This window comes from Mycobacterium sp. IS-1590 (genome assembly GCF_001500025.1).
Lineage (GTDB): Bacteria > Actinomycetota > Actinomycetes > Mycobacteriales > Mycobacteriaceae > Mycobacterium.
The window spans coordinates 22,566-44,506 of sequence record NZ_LQIW01000003.1 but is presented as its reverse complement, the minus strand read 5'-3'; the positions used below and the strand labels follow the sequence as shown (position 1 = coordinate 44,506).

Genomic DNA, 21,941 nt, shown 5'->3' with positions numbered 1-21,941 from the left:
CACGGGCCGGCACCGGTGCACACGTGTAGTGCGGGAGATCGATCGACGGGAGTCAATGTGCGGACCTTCCGGCGTTGTGACCACCCCGGGCTCAGGGGCGCAGTGCTAGTCAGCCAAGCTAACGAACGAAGTGGACAAGGTCAATCCGCTTTACTGTGGAGCGCATTACACTCGTTCGGATGGATGTGGGCGAGACGGGGTCGCAGCGGCTGGACTCGCGCCCGCTGCGCAAAGACGCTGAACGTAACCGCACCCGCGTTCTGCAAGCCGCCCGGGAGCTGTTCGCCGTAAAAGGCTTGGAGCCCAATCTCAATGACGTCGCCCGACATGCAGGGGTGGGGGTGGGAACGGTGTACCGGCGGTTCGCCACCAAGGACGAACTGCTCGAGGCGATATTCGTCGACGGTCTGGATGAGATGACCGCGTTGGCCGAAGCCGCGCTGCGGCATGACGATCCGTGGGACGGCTTCGTGTGGTTCGTCGAGCAGTTGTGCGCGATGACCGCCACCGACCGAGGCTTGCGCGAAATCGCGTTCAGCAAAGCCTATGGCGGCGAGCGCGTGGTGGCGGCACAGGAACGTCTTCACCCGGTTGCCGTACGAGTCGTCGAGCGAGCGCAGAACGACGGCCGTCTACGGTCCGAGATCTCCAATACCGATCTGCCTCTGCTCAGCCTGCTCGCCGGTATGGTCAGCGAGTTCGCCGGTCACGTCGACACCGATCTGTGGCGTCGATACGTCGCAATCCTGTTGGACGGCATGCGGTCCCACGCCGACAACCCACCGCTGCCGGTACCCGCGTTGGACGATCAGGGCCTGGAGGCGGCGATGCGGACGTGGGAGCCGACCGGCCGCTGAAGCGTGCGCTCAAACGCGTGTCAGTAGGGGATGACCCCCGCAAAACATCGAGCGGCCCACTCGCAGAAGTAAAGACCGTGCAGGACCGCCGCACCGGCGACCGCTCCGAACGGTGCGGACATCACCGCGATCGCGAGCGCGGACACCACGGGCCTGTCCGGCACCATCGCGAGAAGCAGGCCCGCCACCGTTGATGTGACCACGAAGACCAGCGCGACGAAGACCGGGGCCGTCTTGTCCATCGAGTGGTACCACCAGTGGTAGAGGCCCCAACCCGCCATCGCGGCGACCGCCCAGACGCCCAGGACGACGAGCATGAACATCCAGCGTTTGAGGTGCTGGTAGTTGCCGGGGACCACCACCGGCTGCGCCGGGATCGGCACTGGTTGAGACGGGTGCTCGGCGACGGCCGTCGTCCCCATCACCGCCTGGAACTCACCGGTGGTGAACGTCGGGGTGTACGGCTCCGTCGGGTCGCCGGGCAGCGTTTCGGTTGTCTCAGGCACCGTGCACCGCCTGGATCGTGACCAGCACGCCGAACCAGCCGGGCGCGACGCCGAGCAGGAAGGCGCCGGCGGTCGTCACCCAGCGCCGACCCGACACCAGGATCGCCAGCATGCCGAGCGCGGCGGGTACGCCGACGACGAGCGCGACGACGACGTCGGGGCGGATGGGGGCGTCGATCACCAGCGTGGCGGCGACCCCCAGGATCAGCCCCACTGCCGTACCGACCAGCAACGCGCTGGTCAGTACCCATGCACGGGGAAGCGGTATCACGCCTGAAAGGCTACGCGGACGGCGACTTCGGCCCGCTCACCCGCCCGGCGCGTCAGGTATCGGACAGGCATCGATTGGGTTACCGACGATGTGCGTCACCGACGCCGGCGGACGGACGCCGCGCTCGAAGTCCGCCCCGGTGACAGGCGGCGCGGCGGCCAGCGCCTGCACCTCTGCCTCGGTGAACGCCCGGCCTCGGCTCAGAAACCGCACCCCTTCCGGCGCTTCGACGGAAAAGCCTGCGCCGCGGCCTTCGACGACGTCGATCACGAGTTGGGTGTGCTTCCACGCCTCGAACTGCGAGCCGGAGATCCACACGGGCACCCCACCCCCGACGTCGAGGATCGCGAGCAACACGTCGCGGTCACCCACGATGAACTCGCCGTCGGGGTAGCACATCGGCGACGACCCGTCGCAGCACCCGCCGGACTGGTGAAACATCAGCGCACCGTGCTTGTCCTGCAACCTGGCCAACAACTCGGCCGCGGCCGTGGTGATCAATGCCCGTTGCGGCGGCTGTGGCAACGAGTGCTGTGCCGCCGAGTGCGCCGAACGTGGGTTACCCGCACGCGAAAATTCGGTTTGGTGTGCGGGTAATCCACGTTCGCGCCGGGACATGGTCAGAAGAATCCCTGCGCCTTGTTGCTGTAGGACACCAGCAGGTTCTTCGTCTGCTGGTAGTGGTCGAGCATCATCCGGTGGTTCTCGCGTCCGATGCCGGACTGCTTGTAACCGCCGAACGCCGCGTGCGCGGGGTAGGCGTGGTAGCAGTTCGTCCACACCCGGCCGGCCTTGATGTCGCGACCGGCGCGGTAGGCGGTGTTGCCGTCGCGGCTCCACACACCGGCACCCAACCCGTACAACGTGTCGTTGGCGATGGAGATCGCGTCGTCGTAGTCGGTGAACGAGGTGACCGCGACGACGGGCCCGAAGATCTCCTCCTGGAAGATCCGCATCGTGTTGTTGCCCTCGAAAATCGTCGGCTGGACGTAGTAGCCGCCGGACAGGTCCCCGCCGAGTTCGGCGCGCTCGCCGCCGGTGACGACACGCGCACCCTCGTCTTTGCCGATCGCGATGTAGGACAACACCTTTTCGAGCTGATCGTTGGAGGCCTGCGATCCGATCATGGTCTCGGTATCCAGCGGATCGCCCTGCCGCACGGCCTTGGTGCGGATCGCGGCCAGTTCCAGGAACTCGTCGTAGATGTCGGCCTGGATCAGGCTGCGCGACGGGCACGTGCACACCTCGCCCTGGTTGAGGGCGAACATCGTGAACCCTTCGAGTGCCTTGTCCTGGTAGTCGTCGGCCGCGGCCATCACGTCGGAGAAGAAGATGTTGGGGCTCTTGCCGCCGAGCTCGAGCGTGACGGGGATCAGGTTCTGCGACGCGTACTGCATGATCAGCCGGCCGGTGGTGGTCTCGCCGGTGAACGCGATCTTGGCGATGCGGTTGCTCGACGCCAGCGGCTTGCCGGCCTCGAACCCGAAGCCGTTGACGACGTTGAGCACACCGGCGGGCAGCAGGTCACCGATCAGGCTCATCAGATACAGGATCGACGCCGGCGTCTGCTCGGCCGGTTTGAGCACGACGGCGTTGCCGGCGGCCAACGCGGGGGCCAGCTTCCACGTCGCCATCAGGATCGGAAAGTTCCACGGGATGATCTGCCCGACCACGCCGAGCGGTTCGTGGAAGTGATAGGCGACGGTGTCGTCGTCGATCTGGGACAGCGAACCCTCCTGCGCGCGGATCGCTCCCGCGAAGTAGCGGAAGTGGTCGACGGCCAACGGCAAGTCGGCGTTCAGCGTCTCGCGGATGGGTTTGCCGTTGTCCCACGACTCCGCGAGCGCCAGGGATTCGAGATTGGCCTCGATGCGGTCGGCGATCTTGTTGAGGATGACGGCGCGCTCCCCCGCGGCTGTCTTGCCCCATGCGATGGCCGCGCCGTGTGCGGCGTCCAGCGCCGCCTCGATATCGGTTTCGTTCGATCGAGGCACTTCGCAAAACGGCTGGCCCGTCACCGGCGTCGGGTTCTCGAAATACTCACCGGAGGCCGGCGGCACCCACTCTCCCCCGATGAAATTGCCATAGCGCGACTCGAACGACATCAGGGCATCGGCGGCACCCGGGCGGGCGTAAACGGTCATCGTGTCCTCCTCGTTGAGACATCTGGCGAGACCTGTGACAGCCGGGCGCCGTCGGGGACGGCGACGGGTGGCGGGCCGTCGGTCTTTCGCATCATGGCCGATTGTGCTCGCGATCACATCGGTGCGCCAGCGTGGCCCTACCGTGGCTCGCGGCCTCCACAATGGTCGCGTGGATCCGTCATCGACGGTCGGGCACCGCGCGTCCGGTTCGCGGCCCTCGACAGGCTACGGATTCGTGTTGCTGGCGGTGACGTTGGCGATCAGCGATTTCACGATCGCCGACGCCGTCATCCCCTCGCTGGTACGGGATCTCGGTTTGTCCGTGGCCGATCTCGGCCTGGCGTTCACCGCATACTTCGCCGCCGCGGCGGCGTTCATGGTCCTGTTCGGCAGGCTCGGTGACGTACTCGGACGACGCTTCGTGCTGCTCGTCGCCACCGCTCTGTTCATCGCGGGAAGCGTGCTCAGCGGCATCGCGTGGGATCTACCGTCCTTCTTCGGCGGCCGGGTGCTGTCCGGGTTGGCGTTGGCGGCGACCCTGCCGAACGGTCTCGGCGTGCTCAACACCCTGTTTTCGCAACGCGGGCCGCAGCGCGAGCGCGCCTTCGGCTTGTGGGCGGCGGCGATCGGGCTGGCGGCGGTGATCGGACCTCTTGTCGGTGGCGCGGCGGCAGCCACCGCGATCAGTTGGCGCTGGGCCTTTTTCGGATCGGGGCTACTCGGCGCGCTGGCCGCCGCCGGAATCGCCGCCACCCTGGCCGAGAACCCCCGCAAGCGCCTTGCCGACATCGACGTCTCCGGTGCGCTCCTGCTGGCGGCAAGCGCGGGCAGCCTGGCATTGGCCGTGGACCTCGGAGGCGGTTACGACGACCAAGTGCAAACGGCCATCGGGCTTTTCGGTGTCACGATCGCTGCCGCAGCGGTCTTCGTCGCAGTGCAACGCAGACGCATTCGCCGGCGGCAGCAAACCATCGCCCCGCCACAGTTGTTCCGGTACAAGTCTTTTCGGTTGGCCACGTTCAGTTCTGCGTTCATGTCCATCGGCGACACCGGATTCCAACTGGCCCTGCCGCTGGTCCTGGGGTTCGTTCTCGGGGTCGGCCAACTGGGTGTCGGCGTCGTCCTGGCCTGCTACGGCGCAGGGGCGGTGCTCAGCGGCCCGGCGGCCGCGGCGCTTGCCAAGCGGCTCGATGACCGCACGGTGGCCAGGTACGCCCTTGCTGCGCTGCCGCTTCTGCTGATCGGGCTGATCGGGCTGCTCTCTGAAGAAACACCGCTGGTCGCGGTCGGAGCGGTGCTGGTGGCCTATGGAGTGGCCTGGGGTGTCGCCTACGCGCGCCTGGTGAACATATCGTACTACGAAGTGCCCGAACAGGACTCAGCGGTTGCCGGTGGTGTTCAGAGTGCGCTGCGATTACTGTCCGGCGCCCTGGGCGCGGGTGTGCTGACGGCGGTCTTCAGCGGGGTGGCCGGCCGCTCGGCGCTGGACGCGGCCATGCCGTCGCATTCGCGCCTCACACCTTCGTCGGACACTTCTGTGCTCGCGACGGCACTGTCGACAGGAGCCCAGGCGACGATCGCCGTCGCAGCCGCCATCACGGCCGTCGCGCTCATCATCGCCTTTCGGCTGCCCGAACAGCCCACCGTCAGATCGTGAGCGGCCGCTCCAAACGGTCGCGAACCGAGTCGAGGAACGGATGCTCCTCCGAACCCAGGTAATCGGCGGGCGGACGCCAATCGATCCGACCCATCTTGCCCGCGAACAACCCGTAGCCGATGAGTTCGCGGAGTCGCGGGTCCAGCCGTCGCACCAATTCTCGAGGAATGCTCAGCTGCTGGTTGATCTGCTGCCGCAAAAACCCTGCGCAGTAGTTGACGGTGAGAGCGGGCCGGGGCCTATTCGTTCGGTTGGCGCCGGCCGTGTGCCACAGGCTGCCGTTCCACACCAGGGCGTCACCGGCCGCCATCTGCACCGGAGTGCTCGGCGGATATGGCTCCGAAGGCATCGCCGCCAGCCGGTGGGTGCCAGGGACAACGCGCGTCGCGCCGTTCTCATCGGTGAAGTCGCACAGCGCGATCAGCGCGTTGCAGAGCAGCGGCTGGTGCGGCCGCGGAATCGGATACATCTCGTCGTCGCAGTGCAACCGCTGCTCGACCGCCCCCGGCAGCTGGTTGCTCGTCATGAACCACGACAGCAGGCAGTCCCGCCCGAGGACACCCTCGATGATCGGCAACAACCGCGGGTTGGTGGGCAGCGCTTCGTATCGGGCGCCGTGCAGCAGCAGGTTGTCGATCCGGACCCAGTCGTGATCAGCGCCGTTGTGCGGCTTCTGTCCCGGGCGAGGAAAGCCCTTGACGACGGTGTTCGAGTTGGCGATCACCGTCGGTAGTTCACGCTCGAGCCGACGCGTATCGCTCAGATAACCGTCGACCGCGGCATCGTCGAGGACTCCCCTGACGACGGTGTAGCCGAGTTCTTCGATCTCACCGACGTGTCGAGCGGTCGATGAGTCGTCGGCCATCAGGACGGCAGCAGGTCGATTTCCTGCTGAACCTCTTCTTCTCGAACCTCATCGGTGTCGACGATCTGCGGGTCGGCCATGACGACCTCCTTCGGCAAGACGAAAGGTTGACCCGGTCATGATCACTCACGCCGGGCGCTGATGCGGCGCATTCGGACAGAAAATTGACTCCGCCGCAAGTCGGCATCCAGACGGCCGTCACACCCGGCACGGGAACGCCGGCTGAATCGCTCGGACACCGGACCGCGACAATGGGTCGCGTGGATGAGGACCCCTATCTGTGGCTCGAGGACATCACCGGTGACGACGCGCTGAACTGGGTGCGCAAGCACAACGAGCCGACGATCGCGCGCTTCGGCGGTGAGCGCTTCAACCAGATGCGACGCGAGGCGCTGGAGGTACTCGACACCGACGCGCGCATCCCCTATGTCCGCAGGCGGGGTGAGCATCTGTACAACTTCTGGCGCGACGCGGATCACCCGCGAGGTCTGTGGCGGCGCACGACGCTGGACAGCTACCGCGGCGAGCAGCCGGAGTGGGACGTCCTGATCGATGTCGACGCGCTCGCGGACGAGGACGACGAGAACTGGGTGTGGGCCGGAGCCGACGTGCTCGAGCCGGACTTCTCCCTCGCGCTCGTCGAATTGTCCCGCGGTGGCGCCGATGCCACCGTCGTTCGCGAATTCGACATGACCACACGCCAGTTCGTCGCAGACGGCTTCGCGCTACCCGAGGCCAAATCGAGCGTCACCTGGCAGGACCGCGACACCGTGCTTCTCGGCACCGACTTCGGCCCCGGATCGTTGACCGACTCCGGTTATCCCCGCATCGTCAAGCGCTGGCGGCGCGGCCAACCGCTCACCGAGGCGCAGACCCTGTTCGAGGGGCAGGCCGCCGACGTCAGCGTGGGATGCGGCTACGACGCGACGCCGGGATTCGAGCGGTTGCTGATCACGCGGTCGTTCGACTTCTTCAACCGCGAGCGTTACGAATTGCGCGGCGAGACATTGATACCCATCGACGTGCCCACCGACGCCGGGATCTCCGTGCACCGCGAATGGCTGTTGATCCGGCCGCGCACAGACTGGACCGTCGGCCCGACGACCTATCGCGCCGGTTCCCTACTCGCCGCGAACTACCTCGAATATCTGGACGGTGCAGGGGATCTGCATGTGGTGTTCGAGCCCGATGAGCACTCCAGCCTGGAGGATTACGCGTGGACGCGGGACCGCCTGATCCTCGTCACGCTCGTCGATGTGGTCAGCCACGTCGAGGTCGTGACACCGGGGGCCTGGCAGCGAGCCGAGATTCCGGGGATTCCCCCGAACACCAACACGGTGTTGGTCGACGCCGACGAGTACGGCGACGAGATCTTCGTCGACTCCAGCGGTTTTGACACCCCGTCGCGGCTGTTGTGGGGTGTGGCCGGCGGCGCCGTCACCGAGGTCAAACGCGCGCCGTCGTTCTTCGACGCGGCCGACCTGCAGGTCGAGCAGTTCTTCGTGCCCTCCGACGACGGCACCATGATCCCCTATTTCGTTGTGGGGCACCGCCACAACCAGGCACCGGGCCCCACACTGTTGAGCGGATACGGCGGCTTCGAGGTGGCCAACACGCCGAGCTACGCCGGTGTGTTGGGCCGGCTGTGGCTGAGCCGTGGTGGCACGTATGTGCTGGCGAACATCCGCGGCGGCGGTGAGTACGGGCCGACGTGGCACACGCAGGCGATGCGCGAGAACCGGCATCTTGTCTACGAGGACTTCGCCGCCGTTGCACGCGATCTGGTCACCCGCGGTATCACCACCGTCGAGCAACTCGGTGCGCAGGGTGGAAGCAATGGCGGTCTGTTGATGGGCGTGATGTTGACGCGGTATCCGGAATTGTTCGGCGCACTGGTGTGCAGTGTGCCGCTACTTGATATGCGACGGTTTCATCTGCTGCTCGCGGGGGCCTCCTGGATGGCCGAGTACGGGGATCCCGACAATCCCGAGGATTGGGAGTTCATCTCGAAATACTCGCCATATCAGAATATTTTGGCGGATCGCCGGTACCCGCCCGTCCTTGTCACCACGTCCACGCGGGACGACCGCGTGCATCCGGGTCACGCCCGCAAGATGACCGCGGCCCTGGAGGATGCGGGCCATCCGGTGCACTACTACGAAAACATCGAGGGCGGTCATGCCGGCGCTGCCGACAACGCCCAGACCGCATTCCGTTCGGCGCTGATCTACGAGTTCCTATGGTCGATGCTCAGCTGAACAGCTGATCGCCGAGGAATCCGTCGGCTCCGGTTACGCCCGGCAGGATGAAGAAGAACCCGCCGCCCACCGGAAGGATGTACTCCTCGAGCGGTTCCCCGGCGAGGCGACGCTGGACGGTCAAAAAGCCCTTCTCCAGGCTGCGCTGATAGGCGATGAACGCCAAACCCTGGTCCAGCCGGCCCGCCCCGTCGAAACCGCGGGAGTAGTTGAAGCCTCTTCGCAGGATCAGGTTCTCGTCCGTCTCCGGTGTTCGGGGGTTGGCCAGCCGAATGTGGGCCGTGAGCGGAATTCGCTTGCCGTCCGGGTCTTCTGGATAGTCGGGGTCGGTGAATTCGCCGCTGAGCCCGAGCGGAGCACCGCTGAGCTTGCTGCGCCCGATCAGCGCCTCCTGCTCGACGAGCTGGGTGCGGTCCCAGAACTCGACGAACATGCGGATGATGCGGATCGCCTGATACGAGCCGCCGACCGCCCACTCCGGTTCACCGTCCTGCGGGCCTACCCAGACGTGACGGTCCATGACGGCACCGTCGTCGACATCGAGGTTGGCCGTCCCATCCTTGAAGCCCAACAGGTTTCGCGGTGTCGCCGCTTCCGACGCCTTCCCGGCGCCGATCCCCCTGGCGTAGCCGTCGACCATCCACCGCATCACCAGATCGCTGCGCGTGCGACGCATCAGCTGGCGCAGCGCGAAGATGACCGTGTCGTTGTGCCCGGCTTCGATGACGATCGACAGATCACCGTGCGACAGTTTGGGATCCAGCCGGTCGTTGGCCAGGAACGGCATCGTGACCAGTTCCCTGGGCTTGCGGTCCGCCAGCCCGAACCGTTCGTCGAACAGCGAGGCCCCCACACCGACCACGACCGACAGGTTGTCCGCGGGCGGCTGCTCGCCGAGGATGCCGGAGTCGACGGGCGGGTATTCCGGGTCGCGCACTTCGGGCGGTCTGCCCGCCATCAGCCCGCGAATCTCTTCGGTGAGCTCTTGCAGGGTGCGCTTGAGGCCGTCGCGATCCTTCGACAGCACGTTGAACGAGGCGATCAGCCCCTGTTCGGGGATGGGCAGTGCGGTGATGCCCGTTTGGTGGGTTCCCTCGAACGGAACGAGCACCCCCGCAGGCACAGCCGGCCCAGCGTCATCCTGTTTCGAGCACCCGGCGAGGGCCGCACCGGCGCCCACCGCGGCACCCGTGCCCAGCGCGCCGGTGATGAAGCCCCGGCGCGATAGACCCGAGCGGCCTTCGGTCACTTCAGTTTCAGCACTCCCGACACCTGTGACAGATTCTCCGACAGCCCGGCGAGTTCGGCCTTGAGCTTGTCGATGACGTCAGGTGTCACGGTGACCTCGGGGCAGCGCGACGACGGGTAAGGGTCGTTCTCGGTGCAGAACAACACCCAGCCGTCACCGCGGCGCAGCGGCCGCATCGTGTCGAACACCGAGTTGAGTCCCGCTTCGATCTTGCCCAGCAGCGCCGGATCGGCTTGCACCAGAGCCGCACTCAACGTGTTGACGGCGTCGCGCGCCCCCTGGAGGTTGGCGTCGAAGTCCCAGAGATCGGTCTTGGCGTAGCGGTCCTCCTCGCCGGTGATCTTGCCTTCGGAGACCTCCTCGATCAGCTCCGCCGCGCCGTTGGAGACGTCGATCGGCTTCACCTCGACCGCCGGGAACTGCGCCTTCAGATCGGCGACATCCTTGTCGAGTTGGTCGGCGAACGGTGCCCCGCCCTCGGTGGTGTTCTTCTCGAACAGCAGGTACTCGAGCCGGTGCCAACCGGTGAATTTCGGGTCGTCCACGCCTGCGAAGTCGTCCACGCGGGCGTCGATCTTGCCGTCGACCTCCTCGACAAGGCCGGCGATGGGCTCGATGCGTTCCCACGGCAGGCGAGACGGCGCGTACGCGTCCTGGGCGGCCTTGAGGTCTCCGGCGCGCACGGCATCGGTGAAGACCCTGACCACGCGCTGGAGTTCGTCGATGTTGCTCTGCGCGTAGGCCTTGTAGTCGGCCGCGGCTTTGTCGAGCACCGCGGGATCGACTGCGGGAGCAGCGCTCGTGGTCTCGGCCGCGGTTCCAGTGGCCGACGTCGTCTCACTGCCAGAAGACGAGCTTTCGTTCGAGCATCCGGACAGGATCAGGCCGACCACGGCGATGGGGGTTGCCCAGGCAAGATACCGGTTCATTAGCACCTCGAAGTTAGGAGAGGCTGAACATAGCACTTCTGGCTGGTCAGAGGGGAGGCAAGCCTAAATCGGGGGCGTCGGTGTCGGATGCGCCGACGGTCGCGGTACGCCTCGACGCGATAATCGGCGCGATGTGGTGTCGAACGAGCGCCGTGGGCGGTGTCTTGGCCGTCGTGTCCGCCAGCCTGATAGCTGGATGCGGCGACGCTGTGGAACCGACGATTCAGCCAGGAACCGATCGGGCGACCACGGCGACGCCTGCCACGACCACCCCGCCGGCAAACAGATACGCATGGCTGACGGCCGTGCTGCCCAGCGATCAGGAGTTGACGAGGGCGGCGGGATACCAAGTCAGAATGGGCGAACCGCCGTCTGTAAGCAGCCGCCTGCGAAACACTGTCGCGGGCAGCCGTGAGATGACCGAAACCCAGTGTCTTGGAGTCGTATCGCCCTTCGAGGAGCAGGTGTATGGGACCACACCGGTCCGAGCGGTCACCTACGCGGCCGAATCGAAAGTGACCTTCGGTGCCGCCGCCTTCGATTCGCCGGACGAGGCACGGAAAGTGTTCAACACTTTCGCCGACCGATGGCTCGGCTGCGACGGTAAGACCGTCGTCAAGGATCAGGTCGCCTACACGTTGGAACACCGGATCACGAAGGTCGAATTGACTGCTGATGTCTTGTCGTCCGTCGACGAACTGACGTCGAATTCCCCGACGGGGGTTCCGGTCCGCAACCAGCGAGCCGTGGGCGTCGCGAAAGACTGCATCGTCGAAGCGACCGTGCCGATCATTGAGCCAAGTCCAGACGGAACCCCCGACTCAGCTGGTAGCGCCACGGATCTAGTGATGGCCATGCTGGCGCGGATCCGAGCAGTCCGCCCTTGATGAATCCTCGCGCAGACTGGTGCGCCGAGCCCCTGCCCGCGCCACCTAAAATTGTGCGGATGACGGGGAGTACGCGATGAGAGTCGACACGACGTTTCTGGAGATGGGAGCTGATTTCTCCGTTAGCGCGAGGGCGATCGCCCGGCCCGGTGCAGATGTGTTGGGCTCCGCTGCCCTATCCGCGGGGGTGTTCGGCGATTCCGAAGACGCCGAGCACTTTCACCGGGTACTCACGCAGGCTCAGACCAAGTACGCGCATTCGATGCGCAAACATCCCTCGACTTTGTCGGTGCTCGCGGAGAAAGCGCCCAACGACGCGCAAGCCTTCATTGCGCAGGATGAACAATGCGCCATCGCCGTGGAGTCGGCGCAAAGCGGCGTCCCCGCCTGAACGGATGGAGCTCAGGAACCTTGATATCGGCGAATTGATCGCCAAGGCAGGTGGCGATCCTTGGAAACTCGACCAGACCATTCAGAGTGGGGCGCCGGGCGAGATCAGCGATCTCGCGACCACGTTCTACAACGCGGGTGTCTGCATGGGCGAGACCAGCGAGGAGTTCCACCAAGCAAAGAAACGGTTCGAGGCTGCGTGGGACCGCGAGGACGGCGGCGACCACCCCATCAACGACTCAGCCGAGGTGCAACGCGCCACCAAGGGTTTGGATCTCGACCGCGAGCATCTGGCCCGCATATCTGTCGAACTTCAGTCGATATCCGCAGCCCTGGCCGAAACCCAGCAGTCGGCGGCCGGCAGCATCGGTGCGCTCGAAGGAGCTCTCCGGCAGATCGACACCGCCATCGATGCGGCCATGCTTCAGAGCGGCCTGACGTTCGACGAGAATGCCTTGGCGCCGATGGAAGCCATGGCGGTGCAAGAGATCAGGGACGCGTTGAGCGCTATCGGCGCAACGCGCGACGCATACGCCGGTGAACTCTCCCGCGCGATGACGAGCATGCAGGCGGAAGGCTATATGCCCGATGCGACCGACCGAGCTGACGGCGACGGCGTCGACAGGGCTGGAGCCGCTCAGCGGGAGGCGGACGACTACGACGCGCGCCAGCGCGCAACTGATCAGGCGCTCGTCGACAGCGGCGGACCCATGACCGCGGAGAAGGAGGCGGCCGCCGCGCGCCTTCGCGACTACGCCACCATCCGCAACCCTGACGCCGACCCGGCTGCTGTGCGCCTAGCTGGTCAGCGGCTCGACGATTTCCAGACAGCGCATCAACCGCCCGGTAGCCTCCCCCGCGATCCGGTTCTCGGGTCGGATCCACAGCGACGAGCCCTCGTCCGCCATGAATGGCAGCGGCAACTCGAGAAAGGTTCGCCTTGGGCGCCGCCGATGACACCGGATGAAGCAACGTCATGGATGGACGAACAAGAGGCGCGAGCGCGGGCCGAGGCCATCGACCTCACCATTGAAGGTCTGCAAAGCCAAGGATTGTCACGCGAAGCGGCCACCGACGTTGCCGATGCCATGTCTCGCGGGTTGACAATGTCCGATCTGGCACACGCCGGTGAAGTAGCGGGACCGCTCAGCGAGATCAAGCAGGTCGACGGTGCGCTCTCCGACGGGAAGCATGCCCTCCCCTGGGAACGTTACTCGACCGCGGATCTGAAGGCGATGGGGAATGTCGGCAAGACCTTCGGTGGGTTTGGGACTGTGGCGGAATTCGCTGTGGCGTATTCCGATTGGCGTAATGGAGCGGGGGCGGGCTCAGCCTTCGGCGGTGCGACCGGGAGTGTTGGCGGCGGCTTTCTGGTCGGCGCGGCGGGCGGCATGGCAGGCGGGTGGGTGCTCGGCCCGGGCGGCGCGTTCGTCGGCGCAATCGTGGGCGGTTTAGTCGGATCAACGTTAGGTAAATCTGGAGGCGCGGCCCTCGGAGGCCTCTTTGACAAATGACACCGCACTGACGATCTACGAGTTATTGTTCTTCGGCGGCGTTGCCATCGGCCTTATCGGCATGCTCGCAACGGCTTTCGTTCGGAAGGTTCGGCATGCACGCCGCCTCTATTGGTGCAGTTGGTTGGCGGCGGGCACCCTTATGGCTCTGGCGACGTTGGACGATGGGTTGGCTTCTGCATGCCTAGTCGCGGTGGCGGCAGGGGCGTTCGCGTTGATGTACGCGTACCTTCGCACCCCTTATCTGAAGCTCGGTGACCGCATCGTCGCTTACACCATCCCCGATAGTCGGCCGGATCCTCTGGAGAACGGGAGTGAGCCCCCGGCTGCACCCGAACCCCCCGATTCGTACTACAACTACCTCACGGCTGCGAAGCTCTGGTGGACGCTAGTCGTGATGACGTGCGCCGTCGGATACGCCGGCATCGCGCTCGGGCTGACCGCCGCCACGATCGGGCTGGGAGCGTTCACGGCGGTGATGTGCGCTCTCATCGGGCATATGGATGCCCGACAGGGCTTTTCCCCCGCCCGACGCCAATTCGTTCAATTCTGCCTTCTAGTTGTCGCGTCGATCCCGCTCTTTCTCTTGCCACCACTCGCCTATCTGGCGGCGTACTGGGCGGCGGGCGGATCCTTCCAGCTCACCTACCGCTCGGAAGACGACACGGACTGACTCGCACGCCGCGCGCCGAACTGTAACGTCAACTGGTTCAACGTCATCGGCAGCGGCCGCTCGGGCACGGGCTTCGGCTCCGAGGGCAGGTCGCGCTCCAATGCAGAGAACACCTGCGCCAGGAGTGTGCTCGTCACCAACAGAACGAGATTGCGGCCTGGGCATTCGGCCGGACCCGCCGAGAACGGCACCAGCTGTGGATAGTTCCGCACCGTCCCGTCGAGCCAGATCTGCGGTGAGAACGAATGCGCAAACGGCAGCAGTTCGTCGTCGCGGTGGAAGGCCGGCGTGACGATCATCAGCCCAGCACCTTTTGCGATGGTCGACCCGTCAGCCCACCGGGTGTCTTCGGTTGTGTCACGCAGGATCGTCGGCGTGGTCGGCCACAACCGCACCGACTCGAGCACACAGCCGCGAAGATAAGGCCGCACCGCAACCCGGTCGGGTTCTCCTGCGTCCTCGACTGCGCGCGCCCGCTCAGGGCCTTCGACGTAGCGATACAGTCCCTCGACGAATTTCGCGCGTGCGCGGTAGTGCGGCGGCGACAGGAACGACCAGTTGCCGGCCTTTCGTGATCGCATCAGCGCATCGGTGATCAGCTCGTCGTCTCGCGCACGGTCGCCGAGCACCAGTCCGCGACGATGCGCCACCACGTCGTCATGGACCGCGCTGAATCCGGTTCCGGCGGGCGGCGGCGTCTGCGACCAGCTCGCGCGCTTCCTCGGCGACGACGCGCGTGAACGGCTCCGCGAGACGGTGCACCTCGGCTCCGCTGCCGAGCGCGGCCTCGTTGAATTCACGGCGCTGCTGGCGGATCGGTCCCTGTGACATCAGCACGCCATGCGGCTGAAACCACTGCAGCGTCTTACGCTTCTCGGTGTTCGCGGGGTGAAGCGGTGTGGGCGCTTCCGCGAGGACCCTTCCCACGTCCTCCGGGTCAGGGATCACCACCATGCGCCGGCCCGGAAGCGCCAATTCCACGGGCTCACGCCCGGATTCGCGTCGTAGCTGTTGCATGCGCTGCACCGTACGAGAGTCGGCCTGCACGGCTTCCAGGACCCGGATGACCGGTCGGCGCCGCGAAATCACCCCGGCCGCGATGGACGCCGCACGGAGGTCGAGCAGCGTCGGGGCGACACGAACACCGAGCACTCGTTTCGTCACTGTCCTCGTTTACCCGGTGCCTTCTCTGCCAGACTCGGGCCATGACGCCGCCAGAATCCGGGCCGCAGTTCGAGACCTTGCTTTACGCCGCCGAACCGCCCGTCGCCACCATCACGCTCAACCGCCCCGATCATCTCAACACCATCGTCCCGCCGATGCCGGACGAGATCGAGAAGGCCATCGGCCTGGCCGAGCGGGATCGGGCCATCAAGGTGATCGTGCTGCGCGGCGCTGGTCGGGCATTCTCCGGCGGCTACGACTTCGGCGGCGGTTTCACGCACTGGGGCGCAGCGATGAACACCGACGGACGCTGGGACCCGGGCAAGGACTTCGCCATGGTCAGTGCGCGCGAAACCGGTCCCACGCAGAAGTTCATGGCGATCTGGCGGGCGTCCAAGCCGGTGATCGCCCAGGTGCACGGCTGGTGTGTGGGCGGGGCGAGCGACTACGCGCTATGTGCCGACATCGTGATCGCCAGCGACGACGCCGTCATCGGCACCCCGTACGCCCGCATGTGGGGCGCCTACCTCACCGGCATGTGGCTGTACCGGCTGAGCCTGGCGAAGGTGAAGTGGCACTCGTTGACCGGTGAGCCGCTGACCGGAAAGGAAGCCGCCGCGGTCGAACTCATCAACGAGTCGGTGCCGTTCGAGAACCTCGAGGCCCGCGTCAGGGAGATCGCACTGAGGCTGGCCACGATTCCGCTGTCGCAGCTTCAGGCGCAGAAGCTGATCGTCAACCAGGCCTACGAGAACATGGGCCTGGCCTCCACCCAGACCCTCGGCGGCATCCTCGACGGACTGATGCGCAATACCCCCGACGCGCTGTCCTTCATCGAAACCGCTGCCGCGCAGGGGGTTCGGGCTGCCGTTGAGCAGCGCGACGGCCCATGGGGCGACTACAGCCAAGCCCCGCCGGAGAAGCGGCCCGACCCGTCACACGTCATCGAGCCCTGAGCGCAGGTCGAACAGCGTCTCTAGGTCGCCGATCGCGCGCAGCGTGTCGTTGAGATGGGTGCATGTGCTGGTGCCGACGAACTCTGTCCGGACGCGGTCGCGAACCTCGACGAGTCGCATCCCTTGCGCCCGTTGCGCGCTCCCGATCGCGCCCGGGCATTCCTGCCACGGCAGGACGCGGACGTCGGCACTGATCGCGGTGATGGTGCGCGTCGCAACGTCGACAGCGCCGGCGAGCGTGTATTCGTGCACGATCGTCTCGACCCCGTCACCGTCGACATGGGAGTCGCGGAAGTGCGCATCGAAGCGGGCCACACCCTGGAGCTCCGGCAGCAGGTCGAGTCGCCGTAACCTCCGCATCCCGTGTGCGCGAAGGGGTTCGACGGCATGCACACCATCGATGTCGATCGGCGGGGCCGGCGGCCCGTGCACCGACGGGATGGTGCCGAGGCGTCGCGCATATCCCACCAGTGACGCCTCGGGTGCGAAACCCGCGCAGATACCGGCCATGCGATCGACGGTGCCGGGCGGCAGCTTCTCCTCGTTACCCGCGACGATCGTCGCGTGCTGCAGCGCGTAGCCGGAGACCAGCGCCGCACCGACCCAGTCGTCGAGGAGCAGGTGCAGCAGGCTTGCTCCCCGCACCTGCTCGGGCAGCAGTTCACCGACCGTGGACCGGAAGCCGGGACCTACTCGCTTTCCGATGAGGAGATCGAGCCGGTCGACGCCCGGAACGGCCGCGATCTCGTCGATGGCGCGGTCGACCAGTCGGGCGCGCACGGCGATCTCGGCGAGCACATCCACCGCGCCGCGCCGAACGACGACGTCACGCGCCCTCAGGTCGACATCGGAACCGGCGACGCCATCGGCATGGGTGTCGATGGTGCTGGTCCGCCGCAGGGCGCCCACTGTGAGGGCCGGCCACGTCTTCACGGGGCGCTGGGGACCCACGATGTCGGTGACGAACGGCATGGCTCGACGGTAGCAATGCCGAGCTGGGCTAAACGTCGCGTCGGCGCAACCCGCCCAGCATCGCCACGAGCACGCCGAACACCACGAGCACTCCGCCGGCGGCCAGGGTGAGGTTCAGCCAGTGGTGCAGGCTGTCCTCGGCGTGGGCCACCATCACGTCGGCGACCTGTCGTATGTCGCCCGACAGTCGGTTCAACGCATCGTTGACGGAGCGCCGCGCCATCTCGAGGCCCGCCCACCCGGCCGCACCCACGATGAGCGCGGAAACACCGAGGGCGGCAAGGGCTCTGCCGCGGCTGCGGGCCGCCGCGAGCGTCAACAGTGCGAACACCCCGGTGAGGATGCTCGCGCCGATACCGACCCAGGGTCCCCACGTCGACACGCGCTCGAGTTGACCGGGCCGCCAGTCCTTCGAGATCGACACGGGGACCGGAAGGGATTCGGGGGTGGCGACGCCGACGTTGCCCAGCGTCTTTCGGAACGACTCGTCGGCGAGCATCGGGCCGAGGTCGAGGATCCACTGGTCGGTGCCCTCGACCTGCTGGGCCGCGTCGGTGAACATCCACCGGTGACCGACGGTGTTGGCCAGGGCGAACTGTTCGGGGAACGTCGGGTTCGCGGTGTAGGCCGAGGCCACCCCGCTGATGACGGTGCTGTCCACGTCGTAGCCGTTGTCGCCCAGGTACGACGTGACTTCGGTGGCCAGTACCCCCGCCATCGCCTTCTGCAGTTGCGGGTCCTCGGCGGCTGATTGCGCCAGCGCTGCGTATCCGCCCTCGTCGACCACGTTGCGCTGCGCCCACATGGCCGGGACGGCGACGGCCAGCAACGCCGTCGTGACAAGCCACAAGAAGACCGTCACCACCGCGCGCACGCCGATCCTCCTACCCGAAACCGCGGTTTCTGACACGAACCGCGAGTAGCCGCCTCAGAAACCGTAGCCTCGACGCGGTGGCGCGAAGGTCGCTACTTGGCGGCGCGCTTCGGGGTGATCAGCGCCAGCTTCGTCATCAAGGTGTTCATCCGCTTGAGCGCCTTGGGCGAATTGTTGTAGTAGTTGCCGCCCGCCCCGACGTTCGTACGCGGTGCGACCACGACCTCCTGGCGGCAGTACTTGCGCAGGCCATCCGCCCCGCCGAACCGGGAGCCGAGACCCGACGTCTTCCAGCCGCCCATCGGCGCCGTCGTGCACATCAGGTTCGAGATGACGTCGTTGATGTTGACCGCACCGCAATCCAGTTCGACCGCGACGTCGTTGGCCCGCTCGATGTCCTTGGAGAACACCGCGGCGCTTAACCCGTACGGGCTGTCGTTGGCCAGCCGGATCGCCTCGTCCACACTGGCGACCTTCATGATCGGCAGCGTTGGTCCGAACGTCTCCTCCGTCATGCACAGCATCGAATGGTCCACGTCGACGAGGACCGTGGGCGGGTAGAAGCTGCCTTCACCCTCGGGGCGCTCACCGCCGGTCAGCGCCCGCGCACCCTTGGCGAGCGCATCGTCGACGTGCCGGGCGGTGACGGCCACCTGCGTCTCGTCGATCAGCGAGCCGAAGTCGAAGCCCTCCCCCGCGCCCATCTTCAGCTTCTCGACGTCGCGCACCACCGCGGCGACGAACTTGTCGTAGACGGATTCGAGCACGTAGACCCGTTCCACCGACACACACGTCTGCCCGGCGTTGAAGAACGCACCCCACACCGCGGCGTGCGCGGCGAGGTCGATGTCGGCGTCCTCGAGCACGATCATCGGGTCCTTGCCACCGAGTTCGAGGCTGACCGGGGTCAGCCGGCGGGCGGCGCGCTCCATGACCTTCGCCCCCGTCGCACTGGATCCGGTGAACTGGATGAAATCGGCGTTGTCGATCACGGCTTCGGACACCTCGCGGGCACCTTGCGCCAGCGCCAGCACCTCGGGGGCCCCCGAGTCCTGCCAGCCGCGCAGCAGCAGCTCGGCCGTCAGGGGCGTGCGCTCCGACGGTTTGAGCAACACCGCGCAGCCCGCCGCCAGCGCACCGATGGCGTCCATCAGCGCATTGGCGACCGGGTAGTTCCACGGCGCGATGATCCCCACGACGGGGCGGGGCCGGTAGTGCACCTCGATCTTCTTGATCGACAGGAACGGCAGCGGGGCGGGGCGCTTCTCGGGCTTGAGCGCCTTTTCCATGGTCTTGATGTAGTACGACGCGATCATGATCAGCAGCGGCACTTCCTGCGCCGCGTCGACGGCCGACTTGCCGGTCTCCTTGATCAGTAGCGACTCGATCTCGTCGCGGTGCTCGCCGAGCCAGACGGCGTAGCGGGCCAGCACCTTGGCCCGGCCCGTCGCGCCGCGGGCCTCCCACTGCCGCTGCGCCTCGCGCAGGCCGGCCGCGATGCGCGGCACATCGGCGGGGTCGGTCCATCGCACGGTGCCCGCGACGGCGCCGGTCGCGGGATTGCGGATGGTGCTGGTATCGGGCAGCTCAACGTCGGACGTCGCAGTCATAAATCCCATGCTAACCGCCGTGTGTGATCTGGATCGCACGGGGGTTGACACGTGTCAAGTTTGTGAGCGCCTACGTCATCATCCGCTCGAGCGCCTGCAGGCTGTCCGAGATCGGGTCCCCGGGCAGCGGGGTGCCGTGAGAGGCCCCGATCAGAACACCGACGATCGCCCCGGCCAGCACCCGTCGCTCGAGGGAGTCGGTGGGTGCACCGGGACGTTTGGTCAGCGCGTCTTCGATCAGGCCGATCAGCCGGACGTATTCGGCGTATATCAGGCCGGCCGCCTCGGGCACGGTGTACATCAGCTGCTGCCCCACAATCGCCTCTTCGCGCTGCTCGGCGGTCAGCGAGTTGAACGTGGTCACGACGGCGTGCCGGTAGGCGTCGATGACCGACATGTCCGCGGGTGCGGCGACGAACGCATCGATGATGGGCGGGATGTGATCGTCGGAGAGCAGCACCGCCTCCTTGGTCGGGAAGTAACGGGAGAAGGTCCGCGGCGAGATGTCGGCGGCCGCAGCGATCTGCTCGACGGTGGTGGCCTGGTAGCCCCGCTCCCGGATCAGGCGAAACGCCTCACGCCGGATCGTCGCGCGGGTGCGGATCTTCTTTCGCTCGCGCAGACCCAAAGGCCTATCGGACAACGCCATAAGCCAATTGTTGCATCGCGCCGAGTTAGCCAGCCGCCGTCACCGACGGATCGCGCGCGCCCCTGCGGTCACGCCGGGCGAGGGCGGCCGCGACCCCCACCACCGCCGACCCGAGCAGGACGCCACCCAACACGTCGGTGAAGTAGTGGAAGGTCACGGCGACCCCCAGCATCGCCAGTGCCACGGCGACGACCGCGGTCACCACGACCCACCACGCCGCACCGGCGACGAGAACGGCCAGCCCCCACACGATGGTGGTGGCGGTGAGATGTCCGCTGGGATAGGCGAGTCCCCCTCCCTTCTCCCGGCCGAAGATCGGTTTGAGCAACCGGACCGCCGCGATTCCGGTCACCGGCGCGACGACCGTCATCAGCGCCAGCCGCCAACGGCGTTTGAGGCACGCCGCGACCAGAACCGCAACGGCCACGGCGAGCAGCACGCGGGTATCGGCGATCACGGCCAGGCGCCGAACGGGGGTGTCGACGAAGCCCTGGAACCACTCGTCGACCGGCGTCGAGGATTTGCCGACCACCCAGCCGAGCAGCAGCATCACCACCAGCGCGAGCGCCGGCCACCACCGACTCACGTGATTCCGCGGATGTAGGCCGCCTGGCCGAGGTGCTGGGCGCCGTCGTCGATGATGCTGACCAGCCGCACGCTCGCCGTCACCGGTGGATCCCAGTTCTCGTCGACGACGCGGCTCAGTTCCTCGGCGGTGACCGACGCGATGTACTCCAGCGTCGCCTTGTGCACGGCGTGCGCGTAGCCGGCGAGCAGATCCGCGGGGGCGCGCACGCGGCCCACCTCCTCGGGGCTGTGCCCGTAACCCATGTCCTCGCGGGGCAGGTCGAGCCCGAACCGGTCGACCCAGCCGTCGCGTAACCAGACCTGCTCGGTGCCCGCGAGGTCGGCGAGCTGAACGTCTTGCTGACGGGCGCTGTGCCACACCAGCCACGCGATGCTGTTGGCGGTCGGGGTGGGACGGAAGAACGCGGTCTCGTCGGTCAGCCCGTCGGTGAGGTTCTCCACGTGCTCACTGAGCCGCGTGAACGCGTCGCGCAGAATTTCGCGGGTCACTGCCAGGTCTGAGTCAGCCATGCCACCGACGGTATACGTCAGTCCGCAGGTCGTGCCCCGTGAAAGACGGCCTCGATGTTGTTGCCGTCCGGATCGCGGACGAATGCGCCGTAGTAACCGGGGTGGTACTCCGGCCACAGCCGCGGGGCGTGCAGCGACTCCGCGCCGGCCTGGATCGCGGCGTCGTAGAACGCCTGCACCGCGTCGGTGTCGGCGGCCTGGAACGCGAAGTGCACCTCGCGGTTGGGACCCGCCGCGTCGCCGGCGTTCATATCGGCGATCCAGAAGTCGGGCTTGCCGTCCCTGCCGTATCCGATGGCGATCTGATAGTCGAGTTGGCGGGTGTAACCGAGCACGCCCAGGACCGTGTCGTAGAACGCCTTCGATCTCTGGAAGTCCGCACAGTTGATTCCGAAGTGGTCGATCACGGGCTCATCGT

General features: G+C 66.6%; 24 protein-coding genes. 8 read left to right on the top strand and 16 right to left on the bottom strand.

The window, feature by feature from the left end:
- The first annotated feature begins 179 nt into the window (after nucleotides 1-179).
- Entirely contained in the window at nucleotides 180-857 is a 678-nt protein-coding gene (locus tag AU197_RS03985) for a TetR/AcrR family transcriptional regulator (RefSeq protein WP_064401233.1), read from the top strand.
- A 20-nt stretch (nucleotides 858-877) separates the two neighbouring features.
- On the opposite strand, the gene AU197_RS03980 is transcribed toward AU197_RS03985, so the two are convergent.
- The 4 genes from AU197_RS03980 to adh form a co-directional block, all read right to left on the bottom strand.
- The gene (locus AU197_RS03980) at nucleotides 878-1,363 is read right to left on the bottom strand and encodes a hypothetical protein (RefSeq protein WP_064401232.1); all 486 of its coding nucleotides are present in this window, start codon (nucleotides 1,361-1,363) and stop codon (nucleotides 878-880) included.
- Nucleotides 1,356-1,634, bottom strand: coding sequence for a putative holin (locus AU197_RS03975; RefSeq protein WP_064401231.1), 279 nt, complete (start codon nucleotides 1,632-1,634; stop codon nucleotides 1,356-1,358). The genes AU197_RS03980 and AU197_RS03975 overlap by 8 nt, the downstream gene beginning before the upstream one ends.
- A gap of 36 nt (nucleotides 1,635-1,670) precedes the next feature.
- On the bottom strand, nucleotides 1,671-2,159 hold the full coding sequence (locus tag AU197_RS03970) for a DUF779 domain-containing protein (protein WP_064401382.1): 489 nt from the start codon (nucleotides 2,157-2,159) through the stop codon (nucleotides 1,671-1,673).
- Between the two features lie 95 nt (nucleotides 2,160-2,254).
- Nucleotides 2,255-3,778 (bottom strand): aldehyde dehydrogenase, encoded by a 1,524-nt coding sequence (gene adh, locus AU197_RS03965; RefSeq protein WP_064401230.1) that lies wholly within the window; start codon nucleotides 3,776-3,778, stop codon nucleotides 2,255-2,257.
- Between the two features lie 169 nt (nucleotides 3,779-3,947).
- Here adh and AU197_RS03960 point away from each other — a divergent pair, with 169 nt between their 5' ends.
- On the top strand, nucleotides 3,948-5,435 hold the full coding sequence (locus AU197_RS03960) for an MFS transporter (RefSeq protein WP_064401229.1): 1,488 nt from the start codon (nucleotides 3,948-3,950) through the stop codon (nucleotides 5,433-5,435).
- Here the strand turns inward: AU197_RS03960 and AU197_RS03955 are convergent.
- Complete coding sequence (locus tag AU197_RS03955) at nucleotides 5,425-6,300, bottom strand: phytanoyl-CoA dioxygenase family protein (RefSeq protein ID WP_064401228.1); 876 nt, start codon at nucleotides 6,298-6,300, stop codon at nucleotides 5,425-5,427. The two genes, AU197_RS03960 and AU197_RS03955, sit on opposite strands and share 11 nt — an antisense overlap.
- A gap of 251 nt (nucleotides 6,301-6,551) precedes the next feature.
- On the opposite strand from AU197_RS03955, the gene AU197_RS03950 reads away from it, so the two are divergent.
- The gene (locus tag AU197_RS03950; RefSeq protein ID WP_064401227.1) at nucleotides 6,552-8,558 is read left to right on the top strand and encodes a prolyl oligopeptidase family serine peptidase; all 2,007 of its coding nucleotides are present in this window, start codon (nucleotides 6,552-6,554) and stop codon (nucleotides 8,556-8,558) included.
- Here AU197_RS03950 and AU197_RS03945 read toward each other — a convergent pair.
- Together AU197_RS03945 and AU197_RS03940 are read right to left on the bottom strand one after the other, a co-directional pair.
- Nucleotides 8,551-9,807 carry a Dyp-type peroxidase gene (locus tag AU197_RS03945; RefSeq protein ID WP_064401226.1) on the bottom strand — a complete coding sequence of 419 codons (1,257 nt, stop codon included), beginning with the start codon at nucleotides 9,805-9,807 and terminating at the stop codon, nucleotides 8,551-8,553. The two genes, AU197_RS03950 and AU197_RS03945, sit on opposite strands and share 8 nt — an antisense overlap.
- Complete coding sequence (locus AU197_RS03940) at nucleotides 9,804-10,736, bottom strand: EfeM/EfeO family lipoprotein (protein ID WP_064401225.1); 933 nt, start codon at nucleotides 10,734-10,736, stop codon at nucleotides 9,804-9,806. Before AU197_RS03940 ends, AU197_RS03945 begins: the two co-directional genes overlap by 4 nt.
- A 131-nt stretch (nucleotides 10,737-10,867) precedes the next feature.
- Between AU197_RS03940 and AU197_RS03935 the strand changes: the two genes are divergently transcribed.
- From AU197_RS03935 to AU197_RS03920, 4 genes are all read left to right on the top strand, one after another.
- A complete protein-coding gene (locus tag AU197_RS03935) occupies nucleotides 10,868-11,623 on the top strand; it encodes a sensor domain-containing protein (RefSeq protein WP_286145549.1) in 756 nt (251 codons plus the stop codon).
- A gap of 76 nt (nucleotides 11,624-11,699) precedes the next feature.
- Nucleotides 11,700-12,014 carry a DUF2563 family protein gene (locus AU197_RS03930; RefSeq protein WP_064401223.1) on the top strand — a complete coding sequence of 105 codons (315 nt, stop codon included), beginning with the start codon at nucleotides 11,700-11,702 and terminating at the stop codon, nucleotides 12,012-12,014.
- A 4-nt stretch (nucleotides 12,015-12,018) separates the two neighbouring features.
- Complete coding sequence (locus tag AU197_RS03925; RefSeq protein ID WP_064401222.1) at nucleotides 12,019-13,527, top strand: putative alpha/beta hydrolase; 1,509 nt, start codon at nucleotides 12,019-12,021, stop codon at nucleotides 13,525-13,527.
- Nucleotides 13,517-14,200, top strand: coding sequence for a hypothetical protein (locus tag AU197_RS03920; protein ID WP_156434297.1), 684 nt, complete (start codon nucleotides 13,517-13,519; stop codon nucleotides 14,198-14,200). Before AU197_RS03925 ends, AU197_RS03920 begins: the two co-directional genes overlap by 11 nt.
- Here the strand turns inward: AU197_RS03920 and AU197_RS26580 are convergent.
- On the bottom strand, nucleotides 14,173-14,850 hold the full coding sequence (locus AU197_RS26580; RefSeq protein WP_231744815.1) for a cytochrome P450: 678 nt from the start codon (nucleotides 14,848-14,850) through the stop codon (nucleotides 14,173-14,175). The genes AU197_RS03920 and AU197_RS26580 overlap by 28 nt on opposite strands.
- 7 nt (nucleotides 14,851-14,857) lie before the next feature.
- Nucleotides 14,858-15,364, bottom strand: coding sequence for a cytochrome P450 family protein (locus AU197_RS26575; protein WP_231744814.1), 507 nt, complete (start codon nucleotides 15,362-15,364; stop codon nucleotides 14,858-14,860).
- 41 nt (nucleotides 15,365-15,405) lie between these two features.
- On the opposite strand from AU197_RS26575, the gene AU197_RS03910 reads away from it, so the two are divergent.
- A complete protein-coding gene (locus AU197_RS03910; RefSeq protein WP_064401220.1) occupies nucleotides 15,406-16,320 on the top strand; it encodes a crotonase/enoyl-CoA hydratase family protein in 915 nt (304 codons plus the stop codon).
- Here the strand turns inward: AU197_RS03910 and AU197_RS03905 are convergent.
- From AU197_RS03905 to AU197_RS03875, 7 genes are all read right to left on the bottom strand, one after another.
- The gene (locus AU197_RS03905) at nucleotides 16,300-17,292 is read right to left on the bottom strand and encodes a DUF2889 domain-containing protein (protein WP_064401219.1); all 993 of its coding nucleotides are present in this window, start codon (nucleotides 17,290-17,292) and stop codon (nucleotides 16,300-16,302) included. The two genes, AU197_RS03910 and AU197_RS03905, sit on opposite strands and share 21 nt — an antisense overlap.
- A 28-nt stretch (nucleotides 17,293-17,320) precedes the next feature.
- Complete coding sequence (locus AU197_RS03900) at nucleotides 17,321-18,166, bottom strand: hypothetical protein (RefSeq protein WP_064401218.1); 846 nt, start codon at nucleotides 18,164-18,166, stop codon at nucleotides 17,321-17,323.
- Nucleotides 18,167-18,258: 92 nt separating this feature from the next.
- Entirely contained in the window at nucleotides 18,259-19,776 is a 1,518-nt protein-coding gene (locus AU197_RS03895; RefSeq protein WP_064401217.1) for an aldehyde dehydrogenase family protein, read from the bottom strand.
- A 70-nt stretch (nucleotides 19,777-19,846) separates the two neighbouring features.
- Nucleotides 19,847-20,425 carry a TetR family transcriptional regulator gene (locus AU197_RS03890; protein WP_064401216.1) on the bottom strand — a complete coding sequence of 193 codons (579 nt, stop codon included), beginning with the start codon at nucleotides 20,423-20,425 and terminating at the stop codon, nucleotides 19,847-19,849.
- A 25-nt stretch (nucleotides 20,426-20,450) separates the two neighbouring features.
- Complete coding sequence (locus AU197_RS03885) at nucleotides 20,451-21,011, bottom strand: phosphatase PAP2 family protein (RefSeq protein WP_082696489.1); 561 nt, start codon at nucleotides 21,009-21,011, stop codon at nucleotides 20,451-20,453.
- Nucleotides 21,008-21,523: a mycothiol transferase gene (locus AU197_RS03880; protein WP_064401215.1), complete on the bottom strand. Its 516-nt coding sequence runs from the start codon at nucleotides 21,521-21,523 to the stop codon at nucleotides 21,008-21,010. The genes AU197_RS03885 and AU197_RS03880 overlap by 4 nt, the downstream gene beginning before the upstream one ends.
- A 17-nt stretch (nucleotides 21,524-21,540) precedes the next feature.
- Nucleotides 21,541-21,930 (bottom strand): VOC family protein, encoded by a 390-nt coding sequence (locus AU197_RS03875; protein WP_064401214.1) that lies wholly within the window; start codon nucleotides 21,928-21,930, stop codon nucleotides 21,541-21,543.
- Between the last annotated feature and the right edge of the window lie 11 nt (nucleotides 21,931-21,941).